This window comes from Desulfofundulus thermobenzoicus (genome assembly GCF_009428905.1).
Classification (GTDB): Bacteria; Bacillota; Desulfotomaculia; order Desulfotomaculales; family Desulfovirgulaceae; genus Desulfofundulus_A; species Desulfofundulus_A thermobenzoicus.
Genome location: NZ_WHYR01000028.1, coordinates 1 through 24,339, shown reverse-complemented (window position 1 = coordinate 24,339; position 24,339 = coordinate 1). Strand labels below are relative to the sequence as shown.

The window sequence follows — 24,339 nt, the reverse complement described above, 5'->3', positions numbered from 1 at the left end:
CTTCACAGTCATATGCCCCCGCCCGTTTTTGTCACCTTTGTACCCATCTGCCGTCCGGCAACTGCTCCCAGTTATCCCCGTCGGGTCTTAGCCTCACGCGTATCTTCGGTTCCGGCGCGAAGTTAACCGGCACCTCCTGCCAGTCATCCTGCCAGACCCGCCTTTTTTCGGTACGGTATCTGGGCGTCTTTTCCCATTTCACGGGCCAGTAATAGCCCGTGGCTTTATCGATGGTAAAGCTCTTTTCCGGCGGTTTTGGCGGTTCCTCATCCTTCCCCGTTGAGGCCTTATTGTCCTCGTAAGTAGTTTCTTCCTGGCTTGTGCCGTCATTCCGCCGGTACTGTTCTTTCTGCCAGGTGCCGCCGGAATAGCTGTAGTCAATTGAGGCTATGATGATGTAATTCGTCAGGTTAAAAGCAGGAATTGATTCAACAAAATCGCTGTTTGGCTCAATCAAGCGATCCATTACGCCTGCAACATATGATATATTGCCGTTTTTGTCCTGCTTGTAGAAACGGATATTCACTTTACCGCCAACGGGAAAAGTAGAACGGAAGTAGCCGGTTATACGCGAGCCGTCATACTCTACCCTGGTAACCGCAAGGTTGCCGGGTAGTACCGGCGGTTCCCCGCCGCCACCACCGCCGCCTCCGCCTCCGGGCGGCGGAGCGCCCGTGTCGGAGGCCCGATCTATGTTTTCGTTGTAGCCCCGGGGCAGGGATACGCCTAAAATGGACGAAGCCCTGTCCCACATTTCTTTCGTTTCCCCCGGGGGCAACCCGGGCGGCGCTATGGCGCCATAGAGCTTCTTGCTCCCGTATGTGGCCGTCATTCCGTAATCGATGACAGCCGAAGGAAAGGATAAATGGCCACCCTGGATGTTCAGGTTGACGTTGGCCGTAACTATCACGTCGTAATCTTCGGCCGGTTTGGGCACGTATGTGAGATGATTGGGTTTCGCCGCCACCCAGTTGCCCATTCTCTGATGCGCTATGTCTTTGTTGTTTCTTGATACCACGGGTCTGTCGTCGTCAAACTGGTAGAACGGGGGGATGTCCACGTTGGCATACGTTGCCACCAGGTTCCACGTCCCGGTGGTTTTCCCCCGGGTGTATACCCGCACGGTGATGCCTTTGAGCCACAGCGGAGTCTGGTTAATCACAGACCAGTCGTACAGGGCCGATTTGCCGTCATCCGTATCCGGCACCTTTTGCACGTCGGTCACGAAAATGTTGTACGGGAAGGATACCCCGCACTGGCCGCGCCAGGTTTTTTCGGGGTACCACTGCGTGGGATAGCCGGGGGCCGTGCTCTGGCCGTCGCCCGCGCCCCTCCCGATGTTGTTGGCCATCAAAGCGGCGGCTTCTTTCTGGGTCAGGTTCGTCGGGCCTTTGGGGTCGCCGACGAAAACCCGGGCCTTCTGCCACAGGCTGGGCGTGGAGCCGCTGCCCATTTCTTTGACGTAGTAGGATTGGCCTTCGAAACCGGAGCCGTCGTTTTTGATGCAGTCGATTTGTTCCTGGCCTATGTCACCGGGCGGCGTAGGAGGGTTCCACGCCCTAACCTGTTCCCCCGGGATGTCCTGGACCGTCACGTCCAGCGGCAGGTCCCGGATGGCGCTGGACAGGGGCCAGATTGGTTTTGTGTAATAAGTCGTCCCCGGCACAAGCACATCTTTCAACAGATTCTCGTTGTAGTCCATGGAGATCAAGTAGTAGCCGCTGTCCTGCGGAATCTGGAACCCAAGGAGAAAATTCTTGATATCCTGCAGGTTTTGCGACCGGTACGGGTTGTTCAAGTTCGTGTCACTCACCGCCGGGTAGCCGAAGGACTCGTGCGCGCCCACGTATTTGTCGAACACGTCCACCGGGTAGAGGCTTCCTACCCACACGGCCCCGTCCGTGCCCAGTTCATTGCCGTTGTAGTTGATGAAAAAGTCTTCGTACTGGCCCCGGCTGTAGGTGTTTATGCCATTGGCGGCATAGGCGGCGGGGGGTTGGTGGTTACTAACCTTATCCCATTCAGCTGCAAATACAGGTGATACAGTGTTCAAAATAAGGGCTACCAACAAAACCAACACCAAAAATGTTTTCCATGCTTTCCACAATGCGAATCTCCCCTTTCTTTAAATTTGTCCATAAAAAAGAAGAGCATCGTTTATTTCGATGCTCTTCCAACGGTCATTACAGTGATCTCCAAACTACGTGTGAATTTCCGCTCCATACGGCCGTACAGGCACTTGGATTAATCTTTCTCCTGAAACATGGGTGGCTCTCTTGATTCGGTCCATCTCCAAAGCCACCTCAGCATCGAAGTATTGTTCCCCGCATTGCTCACAAACATAAGCAGGGACGTTCGTAATAACCACCAGCTTCCCACGCCAGTTCCGCTGTACGTCCACCGTTTTAGGGATCGTTTTCCCTCCGCAAAATCTACAATCAGTCATTGTTATCTCCTCCTGGTTCTCTCGTCTATCCACTTGGGCTCTTCCGGGTGGTAAGCGGTGATAATTACCAGCTTTTAGGGCATGGTTGGTTATACGCCATTTCTTATCTTTTACGCACTTTTTTATGATTGCCATGTCCAAAAAGCAACCTCCTCCATTCCAGACATTAGCAACCGGTCTATCTTTGCAGGGGATCTAGTGCCTTTATTTTACTCAATTTCAAGGCAAGTAACAATACTGAATTTATTGTGTCTCAGAGGGTTTATAATCGATCTCCGTATGGGCTTTTCCCGTCTTAGCATCTAGGTGTCCCCCTCCGTGCCCATTAACCACTGCCGGCTCAGTTCTTGATGCAAATAACAACCAGATATCCGATACAGTTCCGATGCCTACCATCGGTACGCCATCTTTTACGAAAAGGGGATAGTCCAGTAAATCATTTGCTACCCAGGCTTCATCAAGATGCTTCGTAAAATTATCCGCGAATCCCTTGCAAACCCCGTTTTTCGAACCGACAGTCAATATCTTATAATCCTCTACATGACCATAGAAACCCCACACCCCCAGGTGCTCCCCGTCCCAGACGATGTTCCCCCGGGGCACACCGAAGGCTTCGGCCACGGGAATGAAGGGGACGTAGAAACCGGCAAATCCTTCTGCAACTACATTGTAACCCTCTTTATAACATGCAGGAGTATACTTTTTGATAAGTTCCACATCTTCTTTGTTTGGAGAAACCATAACCGGCTCCATCCCCAAATCCACCTGAAACATGCCCCCGTCGAACCTGGTGGCCGTGGCGTACCGGTTGCCCACCTCGAAATCCAGCCGCTTGATCTTCGGCTCGAATCCCCACTTGCTCGGCGGGGCCACGGCGTTCTCCGGCACGCCCAGGGTGCCGTTCTTAGCGGCGGTCAGGTCGATGGGGCCGTCCTGACTCAGTTTGTTCACGGGCGGTTTGGGCGGTTCCGGCAGGTTACCCTTCGGTCCCACCAGCACGGCCCGGCTTTTGGGCTCCCAGCCCACTTCGTACCCGAAGGCCTCGGCCACCCACCGGGCCGGCAGGTACGTCCGGCCCTCCCTGATCAGGGGGGCAACGTCCATGGTTTTCGCCTGGCCGTTGACGTAAAGGGTCTTGCTGCCGACGACCAGCTTCAGGGTGATGTCGTCCATCGCCAGGGTGACGGTGTTCGCCTTTTCGTCCCAGTCGATGTCGCTGTCCTTTACCCCCAGGGCCAGGGCCAGGTAGCGCACCGGCACGTAGGTCCGGTCGTTCCCGATGAACGCGGCGGCGTCCATGGCCTTCTCCTGGCCGTCCATGGTGTATTTGCTCTGGCCGATGACGAACACGGCCTTATGGGTGGGGGCGGCCAGGGCCGGCAGGGCGAAGGCCAGCAGGGCCAGAAGCAGGCCGGCTAACAGGATGATTGGTTTGCGCATGAGCGTTCACTCTCCTTATTTGTTATGTTATATGATTAGACGCTGAATATGTTGAATTTGTTCCCAAATGTCACCTTCTTTCATAAAGGTAGAGTATGATTGTCCCGATGAAAGAATTGGCCCGGCGGAACCGGGCACTAATCTATGGATAAGTCAACAGCGTATTCATATGATATTTCTTCGCCTTGTCCGGTAGATAAATATGCCTTTTCTTCATGAGAATAACTGGAGATGCGCCGAGAGCCCCATCCTTGAAATTGTTTTAATACATCTTTAAGCGTTCGCAACTCGTCTTCAGACAGAGAAGAGCCTCGTTCTGCCACAGGTATGATGCGCTCCGCCAGATAATCTCCAACCGGCACGGGTTCGATTTTTATTTTGTGTTCCCATTCAAGTTCCCCTAAAAGAAAGGTAAAGTTGTCAGGAACAGGCCCTAAAGGCAAATGAACATATACCGCTCCCGAGATGCCTACTCCATGACGTTTGAAGTGCAAGAAATCGGCATACCAGAGCAATTTTAAAAGTTTGGTTTTGAGCAGTGGCGCTTCCATTGAGGAAAACCACAAAACCATGTCCCGGAATTTCTCTACAGAAAATGGCACAAAACCGGTAAACACATTAGCCTCGCATTTTTCTTCATGCCTAATTTTAGAAGGATGATTGCACTCTCGCGTCAGAGCGTCAATTCGTTTGAGCAACCCGTCCATTTCGTCTTTTTCGAAGTTTCTCTTTGTCGTTTCCAGCAATCCAAAGGCATAGGATGGATTCGCTTTCAGCGCGGCCAGCACCGCCGCATGGGCTTCGCTGGGCAGTGCGCCGTTTTCGTACCGGTGCAGGGTAACGTAACCCCACCCCAACAGTTTGGCGAAACTACGCAGACTGAGACCGAATTTACCCCGCAGTTCTTTTATATCCTCCGGGGCGGGGATGTTTTTCCGGCGGCGGTATTCGTTATACGCCTCCTTGAGCGCCGGGCCGGTCAGCTCGTCGTCAAACAGTTCCAGCCCGCAACCCTGGCAGCGCCATACTTTTGTGACGACACGAATGCGTTCCCCCCGAATGTCGTAGTTTTCTTCCCGTTCCGCTACCGAAAAAACGGTTTCCCCGCCACACTGGTCGCAGTATTTAATCATTGTCATTCTCCTTTCTAGTTGGGGAATTTTCCCTGAATGGGTAGCGGCCGATAGGTTTTCCCGCTTCGTGAAAGGAAAGGCACCTGACTTGGTTTCCAATGATTTTCAGCTTTACGTAAAATATCGTTTGTTCAATTGTCGGGGCGAAAATCCAGACGGGATCTGGATAATTTGTATCCCTATCCGGACATGGGCCGTCTACATAGTCCTGAACTGTCAGGGCAAAAATGTGGGGCAATATGTCCCGCGTGCCTGTATATCCGAGGCGAACCATGGCGGCTTTGTTCTTTTCGGTCCAGACAAGATCAAAGCTCGTTCCGGCAATTATTTTCAGCCGCGTCAAGAAAAGCAAGACATCTTTCTTGGTGCTCAAGTCTGCGCCTCCATATAGCATATGCATTCTGTTATCAATTTATAACAGAAACTTAAAAAATACAACTTTTATATTCTGGGTACTATTACTTCTTTTCGGGGTCATGCTCCACTTTTCTTCACTTTGTTCTCTATATCTCCAGCGTTCCCGCTTTAGGGGTGGCGCAGGCTATCCTCGCTCACCGCCGGGTAGCCGAAGGACTCGTGCGCGCCCACGTATTTGTCGAACACGTCCACCGGGTAGAGGCTTCCTACCCACACGGCCCCGTCCGTGCCCAGTTCATTGCCGTTGTAATTGATGAAAAAGTCTTCGTACTGGCCCCGGCTGTAGGTGTTTATGCCATTGGCGGCATAGGCGGCGGGGGGTGTGTAATTTTGGGGATCTTTCCATTCCAAAGCTAACGCCGGCTGTACAATTCCAACAACAAACATTACCAGCAAAACGAAAATTGAAACCGCTTTCCGCAATGACATTCTCTCCTTTCCTTGCAATTTTCCCATAAAAAAGGAAAGCGCCGGTGTTACCGGTGCTTTCCTGAGACATATAGGATTTTTAACGAAGAGCTAAAGTTACAATGGTACCGATAAACCCGGCGATTACCGTGATTACCATTCCGATAACCCAAAAACGGAGGTTGTCTATGCGTTCACTTAGCTTCTCTTCCACATGGTCTATCCGGCCAGTCAGCTTACTTTCGACACCAGTCAGCTTACTTTCGACACTGTTGATCCGGTCAGCCAACTTGCTCTCCACGCTATTGATCCGCTCAGTCAACTTGCTTTCCACATGGTTGATCTGTTCAATTAACCTGTTTTCCACCCGGTCAATCCGCTCCGTAAGTTTCTCGTCCAGGCGATCAACCCGCTGAAGCAGGAAAAAGAATTCCTGCGACACCAGATGGCGCGGCGGTTCATTGCCGGGCGGCTGTTCGCTGGTGGCCGCCATCTCCTTGATCGCTTCTTCCGGCATGGCCATCACCTGCCTTTATCACCCCCATTTTACAATATTGCTAAGCAAGATACAACACTTTAATGTGAGACCCTATGATTGATTTCGGTATAAGCAGTGCCCGCTTTTGCATCCAGATGCCCTCCGCCTTCCCCATCAACTATCGACAGCCCTGCGTGTGGTGCAAATAACAACCAGATATCCGATACAGTTCCGATGCCTACCATCGGTACGCCATCTTTTACGAAAAGGGGATAGTCCAGTAAATCATTTGCTTCCCAGGCTTCATCAAGATGCTTCGTAAAATTATCCGCGAATCCCTTGCAAACCCCGTTTTTCGAACCGACAGTCAATATCTTATAATCCTCTACATGACCATAGAAACCCCACACCCCCAGGTGCTCCCCGTCCCAGACGATGTTCCCCCGGGGCACACCGAAAGCTTCGGCCACAGGGATGAAGGGTACGTAGAAACCGGCAAATCCTTCTGCAACTACATTGTAACCCTCTTTATAACATGCAGGAGTATACTTTTTGATAAGTTCCACATCTTCTTTGTTTGGAGAAACCATAACCGGCTCCATCCCCAAATCCACCTGGAACGTGCTACCGTCGAACCTGGTGGCCGTGGCGTACCGGTTGCCTATCTCAAAGTCCAGCCGCTTGATCTTCGGCTCGAATCCCCACTTGCTCGGCGGGGCCACGGCGTTCTCCGGCACGCCCAGGGTGCCGTTCTTAGCGGCGGTCAGGTCGATGGGGCCGTCCTGACTCAGTTTGTTCACGGGCGGTTTGGGCGGTTCCGGCAGGTTACCCTTCGGTCCCACCAGCACGGCCCGGCTTTTGGGCTCCCAGCCCACTTCGTACCCGAAGGCCTCGGCCACCCACCGGGCCGGCAGGTACGTCCGGCCCTCCCTGATCAGGGGGGCAACGTCCATGGTTTTCGCCTGGCCGTTGACGTAAAGGGTCTTGCTGCCGACGACCAGCTTCAGGGTGATGTCGTCCATCGCCAGGGTGACGGTGTTCGCCTTTTCGTCCCAGTCGATGTCGCTGTCCTTTACCCCCAGGGCCAGGGCCAGGTAGCGCACCGGCACGTAGGTCCGGTCGTTCCCGATGAACGCGGCGGCGTCCATGGCCTTCTCCTGGCCGTCCATGGTGTATTTGCTCTGGCCGATGACGAACACGGCCTTATGGGTGGGGGCGGCCAGGGCCGGCAGGGCGAAGTCCAGCAGGGCCAGAAGCAGGCCGGCTAACAGGATGATTGGTTTGCGCATTAGTTTACGCATGTTTACCACGCTCCTTTATGAAGTTTTCGCCGGGTTAACAGCCCCGGCGGATCGGGATAAAGTTGACTACGGGATACATACCCTGATACAATAAACAAAAACGATTGAAAGAAGGGTATCGGCCGTATGCTACCCAAAAGAAAAATGGACGATTATGAAAAAGATTTAGTAAAGGCGCGCATCCTTTCGGAAAGAATTGCAAAAAAAATGAGAGCCGCCGGTATCACCCAGGAACAAGTAGAGAAGGATGTACATGAAGCTTTTCGTGAAATCAAGCGAAATCGCCGTTCCAATCGTAATTGATACGAATGTGCTGATCCCCTCGCTCTACATGGCCACCCCCTTGTTGCATTTTATTGACCTCCTATATAATGACAAACTGCTTCCGAAAAATCTCAAGCAAAGTGCCGCAATCGGAAATACGCAAGGCCGAAAATATTCTACGCGAGTTTTTGCAAACGAAGGAGGGAAAATAAATTGACAAAGTTCGTCACTATGAACGAAATTGCCGAGCGTCTTGAAAGCAAACCGCATATCATTGAAGAAATGCTTAACGATGAGCCTCGCTACCAGATTGCCAGGGCTATTATTGCCGAACGAACCAGACGCGGCTGGAGTCAGGGAACCCTTGCCCGTAAGGCCCGTCTGACACAGGCTCAGGTATCCAGGCTGGAAAGGGCGCGTATTGGAAATTTCGTTACCGTCTTAAAAACCCTTGATGCACTAGACCTTAAATTGGAAATTGTACCATTAAAGCACCATAAGGTATAATTTACACCGGCCGCAGTCCTGGCACCAGAATCACCAGCAACGCCAGGAAAACGACGAACAGGTAGAACCGGAACATTATGCCTTAACCATCTCCTTTTAGAAAAGACACCCAATCTTGCAGAAAATCCCCGGGGGTACCGACGGCAAAGTTCACCTTTCCTTTCCAATCCCCGCCAAGGAAATGCTTATCCAGGCTCAACAGCCAATCTGCCTTGCCGGATATGGCCGCCGCCGGTATGGGGGCGTCCTTCTCGTTTATCAGCGACCTGGCGTATTCCAGATCCTCATCGGTAGGATCTACAATTTTGAACGGCAGGACCTTGAACAGGGCGTAGTAGCTGTCCACACAGCCGGGCAGCTTTTTTTTGGACGTTCCTCAGCACCTCGCCCACCACATCTTCGGATATGCAGGGAACAATTATCCCCAGCTCGGCCAGGGCCAGCACCTCATGGGGACCGCCACTCATTGAGGCAAGGGCGGCTATAATTACACTGCTGTCCAGAAACACCTTAATCTGTCCTGTACTCATGACTGCCCTCTCTCAACTCGGCCAGCAGTTTTCTTCCATGGAACTGATAACTGCGGCTCGCCGGCAGCGAGTAAGCCTTTTCACGATTGTAAAGGGACCCCTCCTTTCTTCCGGCAATTCTGCGAATATAAGTTCCAACCTTTCCACATTTTCATCCAGTTTGACAATAACGATATGCCGTTCCGTCTGTTCATCACTATATAAATCTATAGCTATTTCCCGGGGAGCGGTAAAGGTATAGGAGTAGCAATTTCCTCGAATTTTTTCCCCACTTTTCAAAGTTAAAACAACCTGTGGAACTATTTTCTTTTCCCTAAGTCTTAACAGTTCTGCATCGAGAAAAGAGTCTGCGAATATTTTCGGCTTTCGCCTTCTACGCCATGGTGGGAATCGACCTTCATTCGATAACCTCGTGAGGAACCCACCTGTAATACATGACCCATAAACCAATAGCACAACGTATAATGTGACGGAAGACATCGATACCGGCTTCTCCAAGAGAACCCGCATACCTTTAAGAACAAGAATCATGAGACCGGCCAGCAATTCCGCTAGCTCTTGATAGTGATGAGATATTAAGGCAATTGACGACCAGATCAGCACTGTGAACACAAAAATTAACAGTCCGACCATAAAGGCGTCCATAAGCCAGAAATATACGGGTCTCTTTTCCTTGAATCCCTTCGCTGACCAAATATACATTAAGCCGGGCAATATAATTAAGTAGAAAAGAGCCCCGGGTATATTAACCCATTTTGTTATGTCCACCGGAATCACCACCGAAACTAGAAAAATCAAGATATCCTCCAACCAGTTCTTCCTTGGTCAGAAAGTCCCAACAATTTTCTTTTTTAAAAATGAGCGAGTTGATAGCATATATTAGCGACACCACCAATGCGCTCGGGATAGCGGGAATTATCCAAAGCGATGCGAACCATGCAGGAGCAAAATAAAACGATGAAATAAGTACCGTGAACATTAAAACCGAAATCAAAACTGTCGCTTCCATTGGTTCAAGGTGATTTGCATAATTACGCAATGCTGATCCTGCAATAATAAGCCAGAATATTGTATATAGAGCATAAACAGGAAATTCAGCGGGCATTTCATCGCCAAGAATCCACGCCCAGTATCTCTCCCGAAAATACAATAGAGTTTCCATAAACTTCTTCGACATTATAATTTTCCCTCCTTCTTATTCTTCACATAAAAAATAAGGCCGGGTTTCCTCGGCCTCCATTGCTCTATCCATTTTGCCCCTGTCCGGCCTGCCCGCCCTGGTTTTGCGCCTGTTCCGGCGCTTTCTCCCAGCGCACCGCCAGCGCATTGTCCCCGCACTTGCCGTACACTTCATCGCCATACCCCGGCGCAAGCCCATTCAGGATCTGCCTGCTTTTTCTGATATCTTCCAGACACCTTTCCGCCTGCTCCGCAGATTTCCCTTCCGCATCCATGAGGGCCAGGTTCAAAAACTTAATTGAAACGGCCTCATCCAGCGCAACCCATTCGAGCTGACATGGGTTATCCATATCAGCCGATAAAACGCTTTCCTTTCCATTCCACGAAAACCGGAGGCATTCACCTTTGATTGACGTGCCGTTTTTTAACGCGATTTCCAGGTGTGGCCGCTTCCCGGCTTTCCGGAACCGAACAAAGACATCAAGAATCGTATTGGCTGGTTTCACCCGAACGCCGCTGGAACAGCCAGCCAAGATTCCACGAATAACCACAAATAAATGCCCGGCAAATCTTACGACACGGCCGAAAAATCCTCGCCTGAACAAGTTGCGCGCCCATCCGGGAGGCGTGTAAAAACCGGTGATTAAGAAAAGTTCCAAGAATCCGGCTACGCACGACAAGGCATAACACATGGCGAAAACGGCGGCCACGGCTAATAAATCCATTGAGCCATTCGCTGAACTCCCCTCTGTTATCGCCGTCAGAGTAGCGGTGAATCTTTGTAAAATACTGGACCTGCCGGTTAAAGCAAAAACCCAGAATAAGCCAAGAGTTGTCGCCAAAATAAAAGCACCGTAAAATATCGATGCCGGAGCGGCACGATCCTGTTGTTTTCTGCCGGCTGTTAACAACGCCAGGTTTCCCGGCAAATAAACAAGAAGCAAAAACAGCAGCACCGCAAGAGTAAGACCGCTTACCGCCATTTACGAGCACCACCTCTCAAAATCCAAATTTTCACCAATTATTTCTTGAAAAGTAATCGTTTTTCCTTTTTCTCCACGGCGTTCCCTTACCATGTCAACCCAGAAGGCAAAAATATACCCCGGGAAAATGCCGCCAACGCTTATGACCCCTGCCCAGAACATCATTTTGAGCATGAAATTGACCGGCGCGGCATTCCCGGCACGACAACCCCACAGAAAAACCACTATCAGCGCCGGGACACATAAAAACAGCAATAGCAAACTAACGCTGCTCAAGCCTATAAACGGTTTCATCCACCACTCATCCCACTTGCCGAGTATCCAATGTTCCATCATTTTTTGCGCCGTTTCATTCACCATGCATCCCCCCTATGAATCGACAAGGGCCGGGTTTCCCCGGCCCCTGATCTACTGCTTTTGCCCCTGCTGCCCCTGCCCTTGCGGTGAGTTCCAGTGCACCGAGACGGCCCTGTCCCCGTTGACCAGCAGATCCACCTGCATCCCAGCAGAACCAAAAAGAAGGAAATGCATGGTGAAGTATCGAATCTCTTGGAAAGTTAGGGGAGTGCGAGGGGGCAACTAATCAAGATATCAACATCAAAAGACAGGTGGTAAGAAATAACCCGGTCAAAACAAAATCTCCTATATAGGTCCTTGTTATGTAGTTATTGGTTACCGTACCATATATGGCCATTAGAGATCCTACCACCAATTCAATACGTAGCAACCACATGAACCATTTTTCAGGGAGAATTGCAAAATGCCATACAAAAACAAGTACAAAAATATAATAAATTATGTGAAACCATTTATTAATCAGATAGTCATAGCGTTTCTCCATGTTGTACTCACTTTTATCCACTTCTCGTTTGTATTTATGGGTGTCATTATAACATTGTTTGGCATTGGCGGAGCATTCTTTTTGATATTTTGTCATTTCATATTGACCCTCCTTGGTTACCCATTATTTATTGTTTTAATCAAAAACTATTTTAACATGCATTTATCATTAGAAATATTTTTATTCGGTCCATACGTTTATGTATTTATTTATTACGCCATTATGGTAATGATTAATAACATATTTCACAGGATAAGTAAAACGCATTATTTATATGCCTTCTTGTCGTCGCCTTTCTGCTTCTATTTCGCGTTAAAAATTCTATCTACCGACAAAACTTCACTTATAATTCCTTTAAATTGCCTTTATATGGAGATGCATTTACCTGTAAACCTCAAGTTTAAAAGAAATCCTTGCCTTAAAGATACGCTGGTGAATGATGTGCACTCTTACATCCATTTTCTTCAGAAAGCAAAAATTATTCGCAAAGTAATTATATATACTTATACACCTCTTGCAGTTAAAGGGCTCCTAAAAATAGCAAATACAGATTTAAATATATCCTGCATCGCAACCCCGACGCTAATTGATCCAGAGAAAGCAATGTCAGTGCGGCCAACCAAAAAGAAATGGTATTTCTACACTATTACTTTGAAACAATGATAAAGGCCGGGTTTCCCCGGCCCCCCTGCACTGCTATTTTTGCCCCTGCCCCGGCTGTTTTTGCGCCTGTTCCGGCGCTTTCTCCCAGTGCACCGCCACGGCCTTGTCCCCGTTGACCAGCAGATCCACCTGCATCCCGGGCTTCAGATACCGGCTCAGGTCCGTGGCCTGGCCGGGCTTGCTGACGAAGTTCATGCCTTCCTGAACATTGGTATACCGGTCCGTTTTCACCGTGATGGTCTTGCCCTCGAACTGCGGATCACCGGAGTGCTTCACCTTCACGGTGATTTCGTCCGGCTTTACCGAAACCACTTCGCCGCTGCGCACCATTTTGTTCAGCTGTTCCTGCTGCTTTTTGGCCATTTCCATCATTTTTACTTTAGGCCGGTGGTCGGCCAAATACCAGTGGCCACCAGCTCCCAACCCGGCCCCTACGATCAGGGATGCAATGACGATAACCGCTAAAACACTCTTGCGCAAGTACAGCAATGGGTATTCCCCCTTCTGTTCACTTTTGCCTTTCCCGGAGATGGGCAAAACAGCTTACCGATCCTTATCAAGTTATCGAAAAATAGAAGCAGCAGAAATCCCGCACCTGTTCGAAGAAGGATCCCACCAGGCGCATTTTTCTTCGTACCAGGGACCGAAGTAATTTCTGCTGTTGACGGACCTCTGCCTCAACGATTCGAGAAAATCCACGTTTGAAACCCTCCATTTAGTTGAATTTTGGCACCGCCTGTCCCGTTCCCTTAGCGCTCACCGGTATTTTGTAGTAGGATCGGTCGCCGGTCATCATCGCGGCGGCCGCTCCGGCCCAGGGGGCTTTCATCCGGGCGTTTGCGGAGATGTAATAGGAGTCTTCGCTTATCTGATCCCCCGTCCATCCCCCGAGTTCCACCCCCTGCTGCGGAAACCTGCCGCTGTTGGCGGCGAAGGCGGCCCGGGCTTCACTTTCCGCCTTCGTTTCGTCTTTAATCACGGCCTTCCATTCGTGCACGATCTCCCGCACTTCTTTGATAACTTCTTTGGTCTCCGTCTTTTCAACCATAACGGGGTTCCCGTTTTCGTCGAGTATGACGTTGCCGTTTTCGTCCGTAGCCGGCACGGTGACGGTCTCCTCTACGGTCTCCGTGATGGGAACGTACTCGATATCGACTGGGACGGGCTCGGCGGTGAGGGCCGCCGCAAGTGCTCCGGCGTCGGAAGCCGTCTGCAGTTCCGCCCTGGCTATGTGCGCCCGGCCGAAGTCTACCGCGAGTCCCCAGGCGAAAATTATTATCGGCAACGCCAGGGCAATGAACAGGGGCAAGAATCCATCTTCATCCCGCAATTTTATTGCACCTCCCGCTTAAAGACCGCGTAGCCGCCGGTTGTAATGTACCGGGACAGAAAAGACGCCCGTTTGTCCAGCAACTTGGGCAATCCGGGCACGGCGTTGGGCATGTGGTAGTAAACCCACGCCCGGCAGTAAGTGCCGTCGTCCTGCAATACTACGTCCGGGTGAGACGGGTTCGGGCTGTAAGGATCGAAGGCCTTGCGCGGTTCGCCCGGCCTGGAGCCCCCGATTCTTGCTCCGGTGTAAAGGGTGGTTTGAATCACTTCGGCGGCCCGGGATTTGGACTGGTTCATGTCGTGCGTCACCGCCAGGGTGCGGGCCGCCTCCCTGGCGGCGCTGATGCACACGCTCTGGGAGTTGGTGTACATCCCGTAAACCAAAATCCCAAAAACGCAGTAAAAGAGAAAACCCATGAACAAAACGAATTCGAGGATGTATCCTTGTTCGCTCTTGAGAAATCTCGTTATGGAAACCACCTCCAAAATAAAACCGCCAGCACGCAGGCGGCATAGTAGGGCGCGAAACAGTGCTTTTCCCCTTCCGGCACGATTCCCGCCCGGATTTGCGCCAGGGCGGCGAAATGGCCCCGCACCCAATTTTTTAAGCGACCTCTTCGAAACTCCCGCGCGGCGACCATAACGGCGCACAGGACCGTACCCAGCCAGGCGGCCAGTCCCGCGTCGTGAAACCCGATCAGGGACGATACCGCCGCGCTGAGTTTAGCGTCCCCCATGCCGCCCAGACCGAGAAGCGCAATGGGGAAAAAGAGCAAAAAACCCGCCGCCGCGTCTAATGCGGCGGACCGCCAGTCAGGGCCGGCAAGCAGTATGCCGGCCACTATGGCGGGCAGGGTCATGCCGTTGGGAATTTTTTTGTCCCTCCAGTCCACATAGGAGACTACGACCAAAAGACGTAACAAAATGATCAACTTTACGGCTATGATAAGCTATCACCCCCCCAAAAAAAAAAGGACGGGATTGAAATCCCGTCCCTTCGCTTAGTTGCCGTTGATGCCGGCGTTAAGGTAATTGCCCGTGCTACTATAGGCGTCGTAAGCAGGGGTTTTAATATATCTCTGGTAGCCCCAGTAACCCAGTCCGACCATGATTGCCGCAATGAGCAGCCATTGCAGGATGCCGCTTTCGTCCAGCATCAAATCCGCCAGGCGCTTCAGATCCTTGAGCAACCGGTATCACCTCCTTTCCAGGCGGTCGATCCCCGCGCGGCAACACTGGCTTTCAGCGCCAGATTTGCAGGAAGTTCAGTGTTACGCCGCCAACCATGAAGATGCTGCCGGCGATGACGCAGGCCGCAGTGACCACGATGGTGACCTGCACTTCCGCTTTCTGTATGGCCGCAATATCTTCGGCGTCCCGGCGGGCGTCCAGGGAGCGGGCCAGCCGGCGCAAACCTTCGGCCAGCCCCTCCCCGCCGAAACGGTCCGCCGCCGCCAGCTCCGCCGCCAGTTCGTGCGCTTCGGGAAGGTCAATGTTCCTGGCCAGATCCTGCATCGCCCCGGCCAGGGTTTTCGCCCCCCTGGACACGTCTTCCAAAACGACTTCCATTTCCCGCGCCAGGGGGTCCCGGTGCGCTTTGGAGGCCATGTCCGCTACGAGAGCCATCAGGGATACCCTTCCGGCCGTTCCCACCGCCAGCTGGCGGATGAAATACGCCAGACTGCGGCGCATTTTCTTCCTGGCCTTTTCCGCCCTTTCTTTCAGCCATACGCCGGGAAGCAGCACGCCGGCGGCCAAAACCGAAAGGGCGGGGATGATTCCGACCCCCAGGACGATGCAGAGAATGGAAAACACCAGGGAGCACCCGGCCAGGAGCAATCTCAATCCCTGGTATTCGTCCGGGGTCAACCCAAAGGGAGACCCGGCCATCCTCAACATGACGGCCACCCGTGGACCGCCGACCAGATCCACCAATACCCGGGGCGCACGCCGCTGCACGGCGGACCCCAGTTTGCGCAGGCGTCGAATCAGGTTCTCTTTCGCCTCAACCTCCATTTTTTCCGCCTGCTCCTGAAGGGGGTTGCGGCCCATCCAGGACCAGGCGGCCACGAGGAGGCAGAATATACTGAGGCCTGCCAATACTGCGTAGAACATGCTTTCCCCCCCCTATTCCGACATTCCCACCCTGCGCAGGATGGCGAACGTTATTACCCAGCAGGCGACGAGCGTAAGAACGGCCACGGCCAGCAATGTCCTGCCCTGGGCGGTCTCCACCATCACGCGGTAATCTTCGCCGTAACCGAAAAAAAACCAGAGAAACATGGCCACGGGCACTATGCTGGCCACCGCGCCCTCGACCCTGACCTGCGTAGTTTGTGCTCCCACCCGGCGCACCCTTGCCCGCCGGGCCGCGATCTCGTCCGCGCAGGCGTCAAGCAGATCCAAACTGTTCCGCCCTCCGCCCGCGCGGGAAAGCTGCCTGACGGCGTCGGCCAGCATCCAGGCTTCGGTGATGTTCACCCGCCCGGCCATTTTCTCTACGGCGTTTTCAATTTTCCCTCCTTTGCTATCCTCGACCACGCGCATAAATTCGCTGCCGACAATACCCCCCACTTCTTTGGCGGCGTATTCGAACGCCCTTTTGAGCTCTGTGCCGCCTCTCAAACCCCTGCCCAGCGCCCTTACCGCTGCCCCGAGATCTTCCGCGAATGCCATGCGCAGGCGGCTCTGGATCAGCTGGCCGTAGAATCGCGGCGCGGCAACGAAGGCGGCGGCGCAAACAAGAAGGGCCAGGTGGGGGCGCAGAAACATGATCGCCAGCCCGCCGGCAACCGCCGCCGAGACCACGGCAACTTCAGCGGCGGGTTTTTCTTCAATGCCGTATATGTCCGTACACCACAGCCGGCACCAGAGCGACGGTCCGGCCCGCCTCTGGTCGTCATTCTGCATCGCTTCCGCTTGCTCTTCCAGCGGGTTTCGCCGCAAAAACAAAACAATGCCCCATGCCAGCAGGCAGGCGGCAATGAAGGCCATCACCCCCGTCAACAGTAGAATCACACCACCAACCCCTTCCAGTTCCGGTAAGGCCGCTTTTGACGGAGCATTTCCATGCCGTTTCCGGGCAGGCGCTCCAAACGGTCCCCGTATCCCAAACGGAACAAAGGCTCGATCACAGGGTTGCCATCGTAACCCACGGCGGCGATTTCCACCACCCGCCGCTTTCCGTCTATTTTCCCCATCTGCACCACCACGTCGATGGCCATGGCCACTTTGCGCTCCACCGACTGCCTGTCCTGGTGCGCCTGCCCTTCCTTTGAGAGCATCACCAGGTCGGGCAGGCGGTCCAGAATGGCGTCTCTCGGGGTTTCGGCGTGAAAGGTGGTCATGACGCTGTGCCCGGCGGTGGTGGCCACCAGCACGTAGTAAGCTTCTTTTTCGCGGGTTTCGCCTATAATGTCCCAGTCATGCTGGTGACGGAGCTGCTCTTTAATTAACTGGTCAAGGGTCACCGCCCCGGTGCCCTCGATGGTTGGGGGTTTTTCTTCCAGGCGGCGCACGTCGCGGCGGCGGAACTGCAGCTCCACCACCTGTTCGCAGACGGCTATGGTCTTGTCCTGCCCGATGAGATCGGCCAGGGCGTTCAAAAGGGTGGTTTTCCCCACCCCCACGATACCCGTGACCGCAATGTTCAGACCCACTTCCACCACTTGTTTGAGATAAAAAGCCGCCTCTTCCGTCAGGCTCCCCCGCGCGATCAGTTCCTCCATGGTCAGGAATTTGGGAAACTTCCGGACGCTCAGGAACGCCCCGCTGACTTCCAGCGGGGCGATGCTGGCGTGCAGCCTCGACCCGTCCGGCAGCTTGCAGCTTATGACAGCTTCGCTTTCGTCGATCCTCTTCCCGGACAGGCTTACCAGTCCCCTGATGGTGGTGAGCAGGTGATCCATGTCCCTGAAACGCACGTCGCTCATGATAAACCTGCCGTCCTTCTCAATTTTTACCACGTCCGGGGCGTAGACCTGTATCTCGGTGACCAGGGGGTCTCTCAGCAGTTCATATAAAGGGCCGTAGCCCATGACGTCCAGCGCAAGGCTGCGGGATAGTTCCCGCAGTTCGACGATGGACATGTCCGGCCTCTCTCTTTCCAGCTGTTCCCGGAAAAGCCTTTGCAAATAATCCCTGTGCCCTTCCGGATTCTTTAACGTTTCCCGGTTTTCTTTGCGGATACGCTGTATCACTTTATAGCGTACTTGTTCCAGTTCCACCGTTTATGCCCCCTTCTTGAAGACATTCATAAATCTGCTCCAGAAGCCTCTTTTTTCTTCGCCCCAGAGTTCGCTGCCCACCACATGTCTGGCTATTCCCGATACGGCCCGGGCGAAATCCCCGGCGGGATACTTAAGTACGGGCGGCTCCCCCTTGTTTGCCGCCCGGTCTACGTTTGGATCTTCCGGCAGCGCCGGCGTCAACAATGGCACTTGCACATATGCGGCGATGTCCTTTAGTTTGTATTCCACTCCCCGGGATCGCCGGTTCAGCACCAGCCTGATCCGGGCCAGGTCCAGGCCCCACTTGTTGACCAACTCCTCCAGGTCCGCCTTAATGCTCTGAATTGTGGGGTAATCCGACCTGGAGACAAGCAACACAATGTCAACCATGGAAAGCACGTAGGGCACATAGTTGTTTTCCTTGCGTATGGAAGTGCCCAGATCAAATATTACTGCGTCGCAGTGCCGGTACAGGGTTTTGTACACTTTTTCCATCAGTTCCTGGGTTACGAACTCTTCGTCCGTCGCCCGGATGGAGCGGGGCAGATAGTACAACCCGCTCGGCTTGTGCAGCAGCAAGTATTCCTTTACCGTGTCCCAGCTGGCCTTATCCGGCATATCCAGCCACGCCGGGAGGGTCACCCGCGGTTTGCTGCACCCGAGCCAGTAACTTAAATTGCCGCCGTCGGCGTCGGCGTCCACCAGGGCCACCCGGAAGTCTTTTCTGAGATTTAAGCCCCACCGGGCCAGCATACAAGAAAGGTTTACCGCCAGGGCGGTTTTGCCGACTCCTCCCCGAGTGCTCCAGCACGCCAGGGTCAGTTTTTCGATTACCCTGGTTCGCTCCCCCCGGCCGATCATCTCCCTTTGAGCCTGAATAATGGCCTCGATGGGTACCGGATCGCGCTTAGGGGAGGCCGTTCCGGGTAACATTGCGGCTACCTCGGCGGCAGCCCTGTCGGCGGACACGGGGACGATCCCGCGTCCGGCCGCCCGCCGCCAGAGGCCTAAATCCGCCAGGGAATCCCGGTCCAGCGCCACAAAGATTCTGCGGTCGCGATGCAGATCGGCTATTTCCATCGCAAAGGACAACCCGTCCGGAAAGCCCACCACCACGGCCCCGTCCCCTTCCGCCAGAACCTCCAGCGCGGAAGAAACGTCGGTGGCCACGTTGACCACCGGCGGGGCTCCTTTAGGCCACCCGGACAAAAAATTGTCCACAAAGTCACGCGTCCCCATAACAGTCACGTTGTTCAGCTCACACACCCCCTACTTTTTGAGTACGGCGCAAGCCACTACCGCGCCGTCCGCCATGGCTTTGTTGTATTTTTCGTTTTCAGGGGCAGTTAATCCAATAACCACTCCTTTATCATTTACTGCCAGAACGGGTATGTTGTCCGCTATCGTCTCCTGTCGGCCTTCTTTTCCCTGGCCGCTTTTGTAACGCGCCACGACGCGCACCAGATCCCCGGGGCGCACCGTGCCCGCCACGTTGGTCTCCACGTCGGCCTTTACGGCAACAGCCAGCCGGTCGGGGTACTTTGCGGCAAGTATGCCGCTTACCCCCGCCTGGTCGGGGGGCAACAGCATCCCCTGCCGCAAAACGGTCCCGGCGGGTATGAACCCCCTGGACACCCAGCCCACAAGCCGGTCGGCCGCAGGAATCGCGTCCTTATATAGTGCCGCCCGGGGCACCGGGACCACCTTCAGGTCTTCGGGCGCCAACAGTCTCTGTTGGTCTATGTCCCGGGCGGCCACCACGGCAGGAAGGGCGCCGATTTTTTGATTCACCGTGATGATTGCGCCAGCCGCAGCCAGGATGCCGCATATCAAGCCCACAACCAGCATTAACCGGTAGTTTTTAAGCAATTGTCCCGCCCCCTTCCATAAGTCCGATTGCCGCCGCAATCTTGCCTATGCCTATGGCCACGGCGGCGCTCCGGAACAAGGCCGGCTCTCCGGCGGCCAGGGCGGACCAGCAACCTTCCAAATCGTTTTCGACGACGATTAAATGGCGTTTAAGTAGGTTTTCAATGGCGGCAATGGGAACACCAAAAGCGCCGCTTTTGTTAACAACCGCAATGCCGTTGAGGGTTTCGCCGTATGCTGCCGTTATCTCCACTGCCTGTACGCCCCGATCCAGCACCACGATCGTTTTGCCCGTCTTTATGCCGCCATTATGAAATCCATTTGGGTCGTTTAAGATAATCGCGTCGTGCTCAGGTACCAAATCTGCAATAATTGGATCGACGGCGTCCGGGTCCGGCACCACCAGGGTTCCCCAGCGGGTGTCGTACACCGCCGGGGCCTCGATTTTGGCCGCGTCCGGTACCCCCAGGTGGAATCCGGCGCAAGGCGGGTTGCCTAAATCGACCAGAGCCATTTTCAGCCCCGCTTCCGCGGCGTGGGCGGCTAAAGACGTGGCGATGGTGGTGGTGCCGGACCCGCGCTTGAAACTCGTAACGGCGATCAGTCGTCCGGTGGAGTGGTCATATGCTCCCGGGGTAAAATTGGTCACCGCAGGCGGTTCCCATACGGTTTGCGCAGGCATATTCGTTATCGGTTCGTCAGATGCAGTTGGGTTACTTATTGGGCCATTTGCCGTGTTAACAGACAGTGTAGCCTTACCCGCGCCCCCCTTGAAGTCAAACACCGTTGGGCAGTCAAGCTCCAGCGCGTTTCCGGGCGACCACACGGGGGGATCAAGGTTCACTTCGCTTTCCATTGCCCGGCGGATAGTTTCCGTCAACCGCGATGCCCGGATGGTTTCCCCCGGCGGGCAGGTCAACAGCCATTCTCCGGGTAGGCCCAGGTCAACCAGTTCACGGCGTATCTTTTCGGTTTGCTCGTTTTCTTCCCCCAACACCACCAGTACCGGCACCGACCAGCCGGTGGCCTCCAGGGCGTCTTTTACCACAGTCGTCCTGCCGGTGACCACCACGTCCGGCGGGTTAGCCGGATCAATATCACCGGTGGCCACTTCCACGTCTTTCAAATTGCGTTTGAGCCAGTTTGCTGCCGGACTGTTATCCAGCATGAGCAAGACTTTTTTCAGAGCGCTTCTCCCCTTTCCTGATTAGTTTCTTGAAAAAGCTTCGCAGCCTGGACAATAAGCCGCCCTTCGGGTGCGGAGCCGCGTTGAAACCGGGCACCAGCGTTCCGGCCAGGTTTTCGATAGACTCCTTCAATAGCGAGTTCTTTTTCAAAAGCACCGGCAGGGTATGCTGCAGAAAGGCTGCTTCGTCAATCGCCTGCCCGTCTTCCGGGATGACGAAGGAGAGTTCCAGGCCGGCCATCCTGGCCACTTCTTCCGGCCGGCGCGGGGCGCGGGGCCGGTCCCGGTTGACTATGAACCTGACCCGTGAAGGATCTACCGGTTTGCCCGGGCCGACCACCTGGTCGACGGTACGCACAGCCCCGGATATGGACATCTCGTCCGGCGTGGCTAACAGAAACACCACGTCGGCCATGGATAGAGCTTTCCTTTCGCGGTGCTCCAGCGCGCCGCCGGCCATGTCCACCACAATGTAATCAAAATGGGCGGACAGGATGTCCAACGCCATCCCCATCAAGCGATTCGTGACCACATTGACCTGGTAAGACGCTTCAGGGGATGGAAGCACGTGCATGCCCGCCGGGCCGGAAGCCAGGAAACTTTCCACCGCCAGTTTATCGGAGGCTTTCTCCAGGGGGAATTCGTCCCACGACACGATATCCACCGCTGGCCGGGAGTTGGGAAAGAGGTAACTCGTCGCGCTGCCCGTCTTAATGTCCAGGTCAACCAGGCATACGGCGTGGCCGTGCCGCCGCAGTACGGCCGCTAAGTTCATGCTCAGCGTGGTTTTACCCACGCCACCTTTGAGGCTGTACACGGCGATGATCGTCGCCCGTTTTGTTAAATCGGGCAGGTTACTTTCTGGCGCCTCGTTAATTTCACAGGAGATTGGGATATCCGGTTCCTGCACCCCTTCAGTCGCTGTTTCAGATTTCTCTTCTTTTGCAATTTCTTTTGCAACTTCTGCTCGGGTTGACCGAACGTTTCTGCCCGGTTGTGGCGCCGGGCCTTTTGTCCGTCTTATCCGGACACCCAGTTTGGAGGCTACTGCCACAGTACTGCCGGCTACCGTCACGCCACTGCCGGTGGCGGCACGCCAGAGGGCCAGGGATGGGGGATTGACCAGAAACACCCTGGCCGGCAGGTACATCCGCGCGGCCTCCAGGGATTCGTCCGTAATCACCACGTCATCCTGACCGGGGGTCCCCCGCTCCATTATGCCGTCAAACGTCTCGCGGCAATGACTGATTAGCTCTGGGCTGCCAAACACGTAAATGTTTATGTTTGATCACCTTCCTTTTCATAAAATTGCCCCGCAAAAATACAGCCGCCGGCTTTCTGTGAACGGTCAATAATTTTGGATAAAAAATGGCCAATAATTTTGGACGATTTTTTCCAGTTAATGAACATAATATCGTTCTGGGTGGTATGGAAGGAGCCCGTAGGGCGACTGGAATACCGCCCAGAACGGTGGCCGGACGGCTGCCCGGCCACTTCGGGCTAACCGCAAAGTATTGTGTTCCGGTGCTTTAGCCGGTAACTGTCACCAGTCATGTTAAATAATTCGCTGTTATGCACAAGCCGATCCAGAATAGCGGTGGCAATTACCGGGTCCCCAAGGAATTCTGGCCATTCATCAAACCCCTTGTTGGATGTGATGATTATTGATGTGTTCTGGTATAGTTTTGATACCAGCTGGAAGAACAGGTTTGCCTCCGGCCGTGAAATGGGCAGGAAACCAACCTCATCTATGATCACTAAATCTGCCGTTGTGATTTGTTTTAACCGCCGTTTGCTTTTGGCCAATATTTCCGCTGTTTTCAAGGTGCGCATCAGTTCGTCCATGGTGATAAAGCTAACATGATAACCAAGCTCCACCGCCCGGATTCCCAACCCTACAGCTAAATGGGTTTTCCCGACTCCCGGCGGGCCCAGAAACAAAAGATTAAAGGCTTTTTCCACCCAGTGCAAATCCAGCAGTTGCTGGATTTGCCGGCGGGTTACAGAGACTTGAAACCCAAAGTCAAATTCCTCAATAGTTTTCTGATAGGGAAAGGCGGCCTGTTTCATCCTTTTTTCAAGAGACTTGGCGTTCCTGGCAGTCACCTCTTTTTTTAATAACCGGTGCAAAAAATCCAGACAGGAAAGGTTCTCCAATATCGCTGGTTTGAGGAATTCTTCCAGGCTATCCCGGATGGTGGTTAGCTTTAGTTCACCAAGGATGACTTTGACCTCCTGTACCTGGCCGGTTTTCACGACTTTTCACCTCCGGTAAGCCCGGCATAGACCGCAATATCCCGTTGGGCAGCTTTAATCCGGAGATGATCGGGCAGGGAACCTGCCTTCCCCGACACGATTGCTGCAGTTGGTTGCTCAACTCGGCTCAGGAGGTATTCAGCAACACTGCGGCAGTCAACTGCACTGTAGAGCTGGTATGTCAGGCAGTAGTCAATGGCCCGGGCCACCAGATCCGGGGAATACTTTTGCGCCAGCTTTTGCATCAGGCCGAACTGCTCCCGGACATAGCGTGCCTTTTCCCGGCGTATGGTTTCCAGGAATGTAGCGGCATTGTTGCTTCCATCCAGTAGCTTTAGCGTTGTGGCGAAAAGTTCATCGATTCTTTTGGTGTTGTCCCGGAGGTGATGGTTGTTTTGGATTAATACCCCTTTCTCCAGGCTGATTTTATGCCTGGCAACAACTGAACCGGTTTGCGGATGGCGAATGGTCAGTATGCCTGCTGCTTCTTCTACTACCAATTCCAGCCCGGGTTCGTAGGTGCCAATGGGCACGGAGTAGCGGTTGCCCTTGTACAATATGGTGTTGTCTTTTCGCACCACCCTGGTTAAAATGTCTTTAGGGATTGTTCTTGTACAGGGTATCGGGCGCAGGTATTGCCTTTCTACGAGGAATACTTCTGCCGGTACCTTTTTTGTTGTTCCATGGATCTCCCTGTTGGCTGTCCGTTCCAGCCAGTCTTTGCAACTTTTGTTCCAGGTGTTGATGTCGGTAAATGGCCGGTTGGCTGCAAAATTGCCCTTCATGTACTTGACCAGGGCTTCAATCCGGCCTTTGCTTTCCGGGTCGCCGGCCCGGCAGAGCCAGACTTTGAAACCCATGGCCTGTTTGAAGCGCT

The 24,339-nt window shown here is 53.6% G+C and carries 30 protein-coding genes; 2 read left to right on the top strand and 28 right to left on the bottom strand.

Annotated features, from left to right (window positions below; genetic code table 11):
• Positions 1-31: 31 nt before the first annotated feature.
• From GFC01_RS11030 to GFC01_RS10995, 8 genes are all read right to left on the bottom strand, one after another.
• Positions 32-2,068 (bottom strand): hypothetical protein, encoded by a 2,037-nt coding sequence (locus GFC01_RS11030; RefSeq protein ID WP_194174911.1) that lies wholly within the window; start codon positions 2,066-2,068, stop codon positions 32-34.
• A gap of 132 nt (positions 2,069-2,200) precedes the next feature.
• The gene (locus tag GFC01_RS11025) at positions 2,201-2,581 is read right to left on the bottom strand and encodes a type II toxin-antitoxin system MqsA family antitoxin (protein ID WP_243137499.1); all 381 of its coding nucleotides are present in this window, start codon (positions 2,579-2,581) and stop codon (positions 2,201-2,203) included.
• 108 nt (positions 2,582-2,689) lie between these two features.
• On the bottom strand, positions 2,690-3,886 hold the full coding sequence (locus tag GFC01_RS11020; RefSeq protein WP_152947186.1) for a copper amine oxidase N-terminal domain-containing protein: 1,197 nt from the start codon (positions 3,884-3,886) through the stop codon (positions 2,690-2,692).
• 137 nt (positions 3,887-4,023) lie between these two features.
• Positions 4,024-5,019, bottom strand: coding sequence for a type II TA system antitoxin MqsA family protein (locus GFC01_RS11015; protein WP_194174910.1), 996 nt, complete (start codon positions 5,017-5,019; stop codon positions 4,024-4,026).
• Positions 5,012-5,392 (bottom strand): hypothetical protein, encoded by a 381-nt coding sequence (locus GFC01_RS11010; protein WP_152947184.1) that lies wholly within the window; start codon positions 5,390-5,392, stop codon positions 5,012-5,014. Before GFC01_RS11010 ends, GFC01_RS11015 begins: the two co-directional genes overlap by 8 nt.
• 152 nt (positions 5,393-5,544) lie before the next feature.
• The gene (locus GFC01_RS11005; protein ID WP_152947183.1) at positions 5,545-5,859 is read right to left on the bottom strand and encodes a hypothetical protein; all 315 of its coding nucleotides are present in this window, start codon (positions 5,857-5,859) and stop codon (positions 5,545-5,547) included.
• A gap of 85 nt (positions 5,860-5,944) precedes the next feature.
• Positions 5,945-6,361, bottom strand: coding sequence for a hypothetical protein (locus GFC01_RS11000; RefSeq protein ID WP_152947182.1), 417 nt, complete (start codon positions 6,359-6,361; stop codon positions 5,945-5,947).
• Positions 6,362-6,420: 59 nt separating this feature from the next.
• On the bottom strand, positions 6,421-7,623 hold the full coding sequence (locus tag GFC01_RS10995; protein WP_152947181.1) for a copper amine oxidase N-terminal domain-containing protein: 1,203 nt from the start codon (positions 7,621-7,623) through the stop codon (positions 6,421-6,423).
• Between the two features lie 126 nt (positions 7,624-7,749).
• Between GFC01_RS10995 and GFC01_RS10990 the strand changes: the two genes are divergently transcribed.
• Both GFC01_RS10990 and GFC01_RS10985 read left to right on the top strand, forming a co-directional pair.
• Positions 7,750-7,926, top strand: a complete 177-nt coding sequence (locus GFC01_RS10990; RefSeq protein ID WP_152947180.1) for a hypothetical protein — start codon at positions 7,750-7,752, stop codon at positions 7,924-7,926.
• A 174-nt stretch (positions 7,927-8,100) separates the two neighbouring features.
• A complete protein-coding gene (locus GFC01_RS10985) occupies positions 8,101-8,394 on the top strand; it encodes an XRE family transcriptional regulator (RefSeq protein WP_152947178.1) in 294 nt (97 codons plus the stop codon).
• An 82-nt stretch (positions 8,395-8,476) separates the two neighbouring features.
• On the opposite strand, the gene GFC01_RS19390 is transcribed toward GFC01_RS10985, so the two are convergent.
• From GFC01_RS19390 to GFC01_RS18775, 20 genes are all read right to left on the bottom strand, one after another.
• A complete protein-coding gene (locus GFC01_RS19390) occupies positions 8,477-8,740 on the bottom strand; it encodes a hypothetical protein (RefSeq protein ID WP_243137491.1) in 264 nt (87 codons plus the stop codon).
• A 196-nt stretch (positions 8,741-8,936) separates the two neighbouring features.
• Positions 8,937-9,734, bottom strand: a complete 798-nt coding sequence (locus GFC01_RS10975) for a DUF6338 family protein (RefSeq protein ID WP_194174909.1) — start codon at positions 9,732-9,734, stop codon at positions 8,937-8,939.
• A complete protein-coding gene (locus GFC01_RS10970) occupies positions 9,670-10,101 on the bottom strand; it encodes a hypothetical protein (protein WP_152947176.1) in 432 nt (143 codons plus the stop codon). The genes GFC01_RS10975 and GFC01_RS10970 overlap by 65 nt, the downstream gene beginning before the upstream one ends.
• Positions 10,102-10,168: 67 nt before the next feature.
• Positions 10,169-11,086: a hypothetical protein gene (locus tag GFC01_RS10965; RefSeq protein WP_152947174.1), complete on the bottom strand. Its 918-nt coding sequence runs from the start codon at positions 11,084-11,086 to the stop codon at positions 10,169-10,171.
• On the bottom strand, positions 11,087-11,446 hold the full coding sequence (locus GFC01_RS10960; protein ID WP_152947172.1) for a hypothetical protein: 360 nt from the start codon (positions 11,444-11,446) through the stop codon (positions 11,087-11,089).
• A gap of 223 nt (positions 11,447-11,669) precedes the next feature.
• Positions 11,670-12,023: a hypothetical protein gene (locus GFC01_RS10955; protein WP_152947170.1), complete on the bottom strand. Its 354-nt coding sequence runs from the start codon at positions 12,021-12,023 to the stop codon at positions 11,670-11,672.
• 600 nt (positions 12,024-12,623) lie between these two features.
• Positions 12,624-13,079 (bottom strand): hypothetical protein, encoded by a 456-nt coding sequence (locus GFC01_RS10950; protein WP_152947168.1) that lies wholly within the window; start codon positions 13,077-13,079, stop codon positions 12,624-12,626.
• Positions 13,080-13,305: 226 nt separating this feature from the next.
• On the bottom strand, positions 13,306-13,920 hold the full coding sequence (locus tag GFC01_RS10945; RefSeq protein ID WP_152947166.1) for a TadE/TadG family type IV pilus assembly protein: 615 nt from the start codon (positions 13,918-13,920) through the stop codon (positions 13,306-13,308).
• A gap of 2 nt (positions 13,921-13,922) precedes the next feature.
• Positions 13,923-14,402: a TadE/TadG family type IV pilus assembly protein gene (locus tag GFC01_RS10940; RefSeq protein WP_341473915.1), complete on the bottom strand. Its 480-nt coding sequence runs from the start codon at positions 14,400-14,402 to the stop codon at positions 13,923-13,925.
• Positions 14,390-14,845 (bottom strand): prepilin peptidase, encoded by a 456-nt coding sequence (locus GFC01_RS10935; RefSeq protein WP_194174908.1) that lies wholly within the window; start codon positions 14,843-14,845, stop codon positions 14,390-14,392. The genes GFC01_RS10940 and GFC01_RS10935 overlap by 13 nt, the downstream gene beginning before the upstream one ends.
• Before the next feature lie 78 nt (positions 14,846-14,923).
• Entirely contained in the window at positions 14,924-15,112 is a 189-nt protein-coding gene (locus GFC01_RS10930; RefSeq protein ID WP_152947160.1) for a hypothetical protein, read from the bottom strand.
• A 52-nt stretch (positions 15,113-15,164) separates the two neighbouring features.
• A complete protein-coding gene (locus tag GFC01_RS10925; RefSeq protein WP_152947157.1) occupies positions 15,165-16,037 on the bottom strand; it encodes a type II secretion system F family protein in 873 nt (290 codons plus the stop codon).
• A gap of 12 nt (positions 16,038-16,049) precedes the next feature.
• Positions 16,050-16,940 carry a type II secretion system F family protein gene (locus GFC01_RS10920; protein WP_152947155.1) on the bottom strand — a complete coding sequence of 297 codons (891 nt, stop codon included), beginning with the start codon at positions 16,938-16,940 and terminating at the stop codon, positions 16,050-16,052.
• Positions 16,937-18,148 (bottom strand): ATPase, T2SS/T4P/T4SS family, encoded by a 1,212-nt coding sequence (locus tag GFC01_RS10915; RefSeq protein WP_152947153.1) that lies wholly within the window; start codon positions 18,146-18,148, stop codon positions 16,937-16,939. The genes GFC01_RS10920 and GFC01_RS10915 overlap by 4 nt, the downstream gene beginning before the upstream one ends.
• Positions 18,149-18,151: 3 nt before the next feature.
• Entirely contained in the window at positions 18,152-19,372 is a 1,221-nt protein-coding gene (locus tag GFC01_RS10910) for a nucleotide-binding protein (RefSeq protein ID WP_194174907.1), read from the bottom strand.
• A gap of 48 nt (positions 19,373-19,420) precedes the next feature.
• Complete coding sequence (cpaB, locus tag GFC01_RS10905; protein ID WP_152947149.1) at positions 19,421-20,020, bottom strand: Flp pilus assembly protein CpaB; 600 nt, start codon at positions 20,018-20,020, stop codon at positions 19,421-19,423.
• Positions 20,013-21,188 carry a CpaE/TadZ family protein gene (locus GFC01_RS10900; RefSeq protein ID WP_152947147.1) on the bottom strand — a complete coding sequence of 392 codons (1,176 nt, stop codon included), beginning with the start codon at positions 21,186-21,188 and terminating at the stop codon, positions 20,013-20,015. The genes cpaB and GFC01_RS10900 overlap by 8 nt, the downstream gene beginning before the upstream one ends.
• Complete coding sequence (locus GFC01_RS10895) at positions 21,178-22,422, bottom strand: CpaE/TadZ family protein (RefSeq protein ID WP_152947145.1); 1,245 nt, start codon at positions 22,420-22,422, stop codon at positions 21,178-21,180. The genes GFC01_RS10900 and GFC01_RS10895 overlap by 11 nt, the downstream gene beginning before the upstream one ends.
• A gap of 284 nt (positions 22,423-22,706) precedes the next feature.
• Positions 22,707-23,462: an IS21-like element helper ATPase IstB gene (gene istB, locus GFC01_RS10890; protein WP_174699793.1), complete on the bottom strand. Its 756-nt coding sequence runs from the start codon at positions 23,460-23,462 to the stop codon at positions 22,707-22,709.
• A partial coding sequence (locus GFC01_RS18775; protein ID WP_194174906.1) for a transposase occupies positions 23,459-24,339 on the bottom strand: 881 nt, incomplete at its 5' end. The genes istB and GFC01_RS18775, both read right to left, overlap by 4 nt.

Coding starts and splice junctions, on each gene's coding strand:
- GFC01_RS11025 (WP_243137499.1), bottom strand. CDS start 2,581: ATGGCAATCATAAAAAAGTGCGTAAAAGATAAGAAATGGCGTATAACC.
- GFC01_RS11020 (WP_152947186.1), bottom strand. CDS start 3,886: ATGCGCAAACCAATCATCCTGTTAGCCGGCCTGCTTCTGGCCCTGCTG.
- GFC01_RS11015 (WP_194174910.1), bottom strand. CDS start 5,019: ATGATTAAATACTGCGACCAGTGTGGCGGGGAAACCGTTTTTTCGGTA.
- GFC01_RS11000 (WP_152947182.1), bottom strand. CDS start 6,361: ATGCCGGAAGAAGCGATCAAGGAGATGGCGGCCACCAGCGAACAGCCG.
- GFC01_RS10995 (WP_152947181.1), bottom strand. CDS start 7,623: ATGCGTAAACTAATGCGCAAACCAATCATCCTGTTAGCCGGCCTGCTT.
- GFC01_RS10990 (WP_152947180.1), top strand. CDS start 7,750: ATGCTACCCAAAAGAAAAATGGACGATTATGAAAAAGATTTAGTAAAG.
- GFC01_RS10970 (WP_152947176.1), bottom strand. CDS start 10,101: ATGTCGAAGAAGTTTATGGAAACTCTATTGTATTTTCGGGAGAGATAC.
- GFC01_RS10965 (WP_152947174.1), bottom strand. CDS start 11,086: ATGGCGGTAAGCGGTCTTACTCTTGCGGTGCTGCTGTTTTTGCTTCTT.
- GFC01_RS10960 (WP_152947172.1), bottom strand. CDS start 11,446: ATGGTGAATGAAACGGCGCAAAAAATGATGGAACATTGGATACTCGGC.
- GFC01_RS10955 (WP_152947170.1), bottom strand. CDS start 12,023: ATGACAAAATATCAAAAAGAATGCTCCGCCAATGCCAAACAATGTTAT.
- GFC01_RS10925 (WP_152947157.1), bottom strand. CDS start 16,037: ATGTTCTACGCAGTATTGGCAGGCCTCAGTATATTCTGCCTCCTCGTG.
- GFC01_RS10900 (WP_152947147.1), bottom strand. CDS start 21,188: ATGCTGGATAACAGTCCGGCAGCAAACTGGCTCAAACGCAATTTGAAA.
- GFC01_RS10895 (WP_152947145.1), bottom strand. CDS start 22,422: ATGGAGCGGGGGACCCCCGGTCAGGATGACGTGGTGATTACGGACGAA.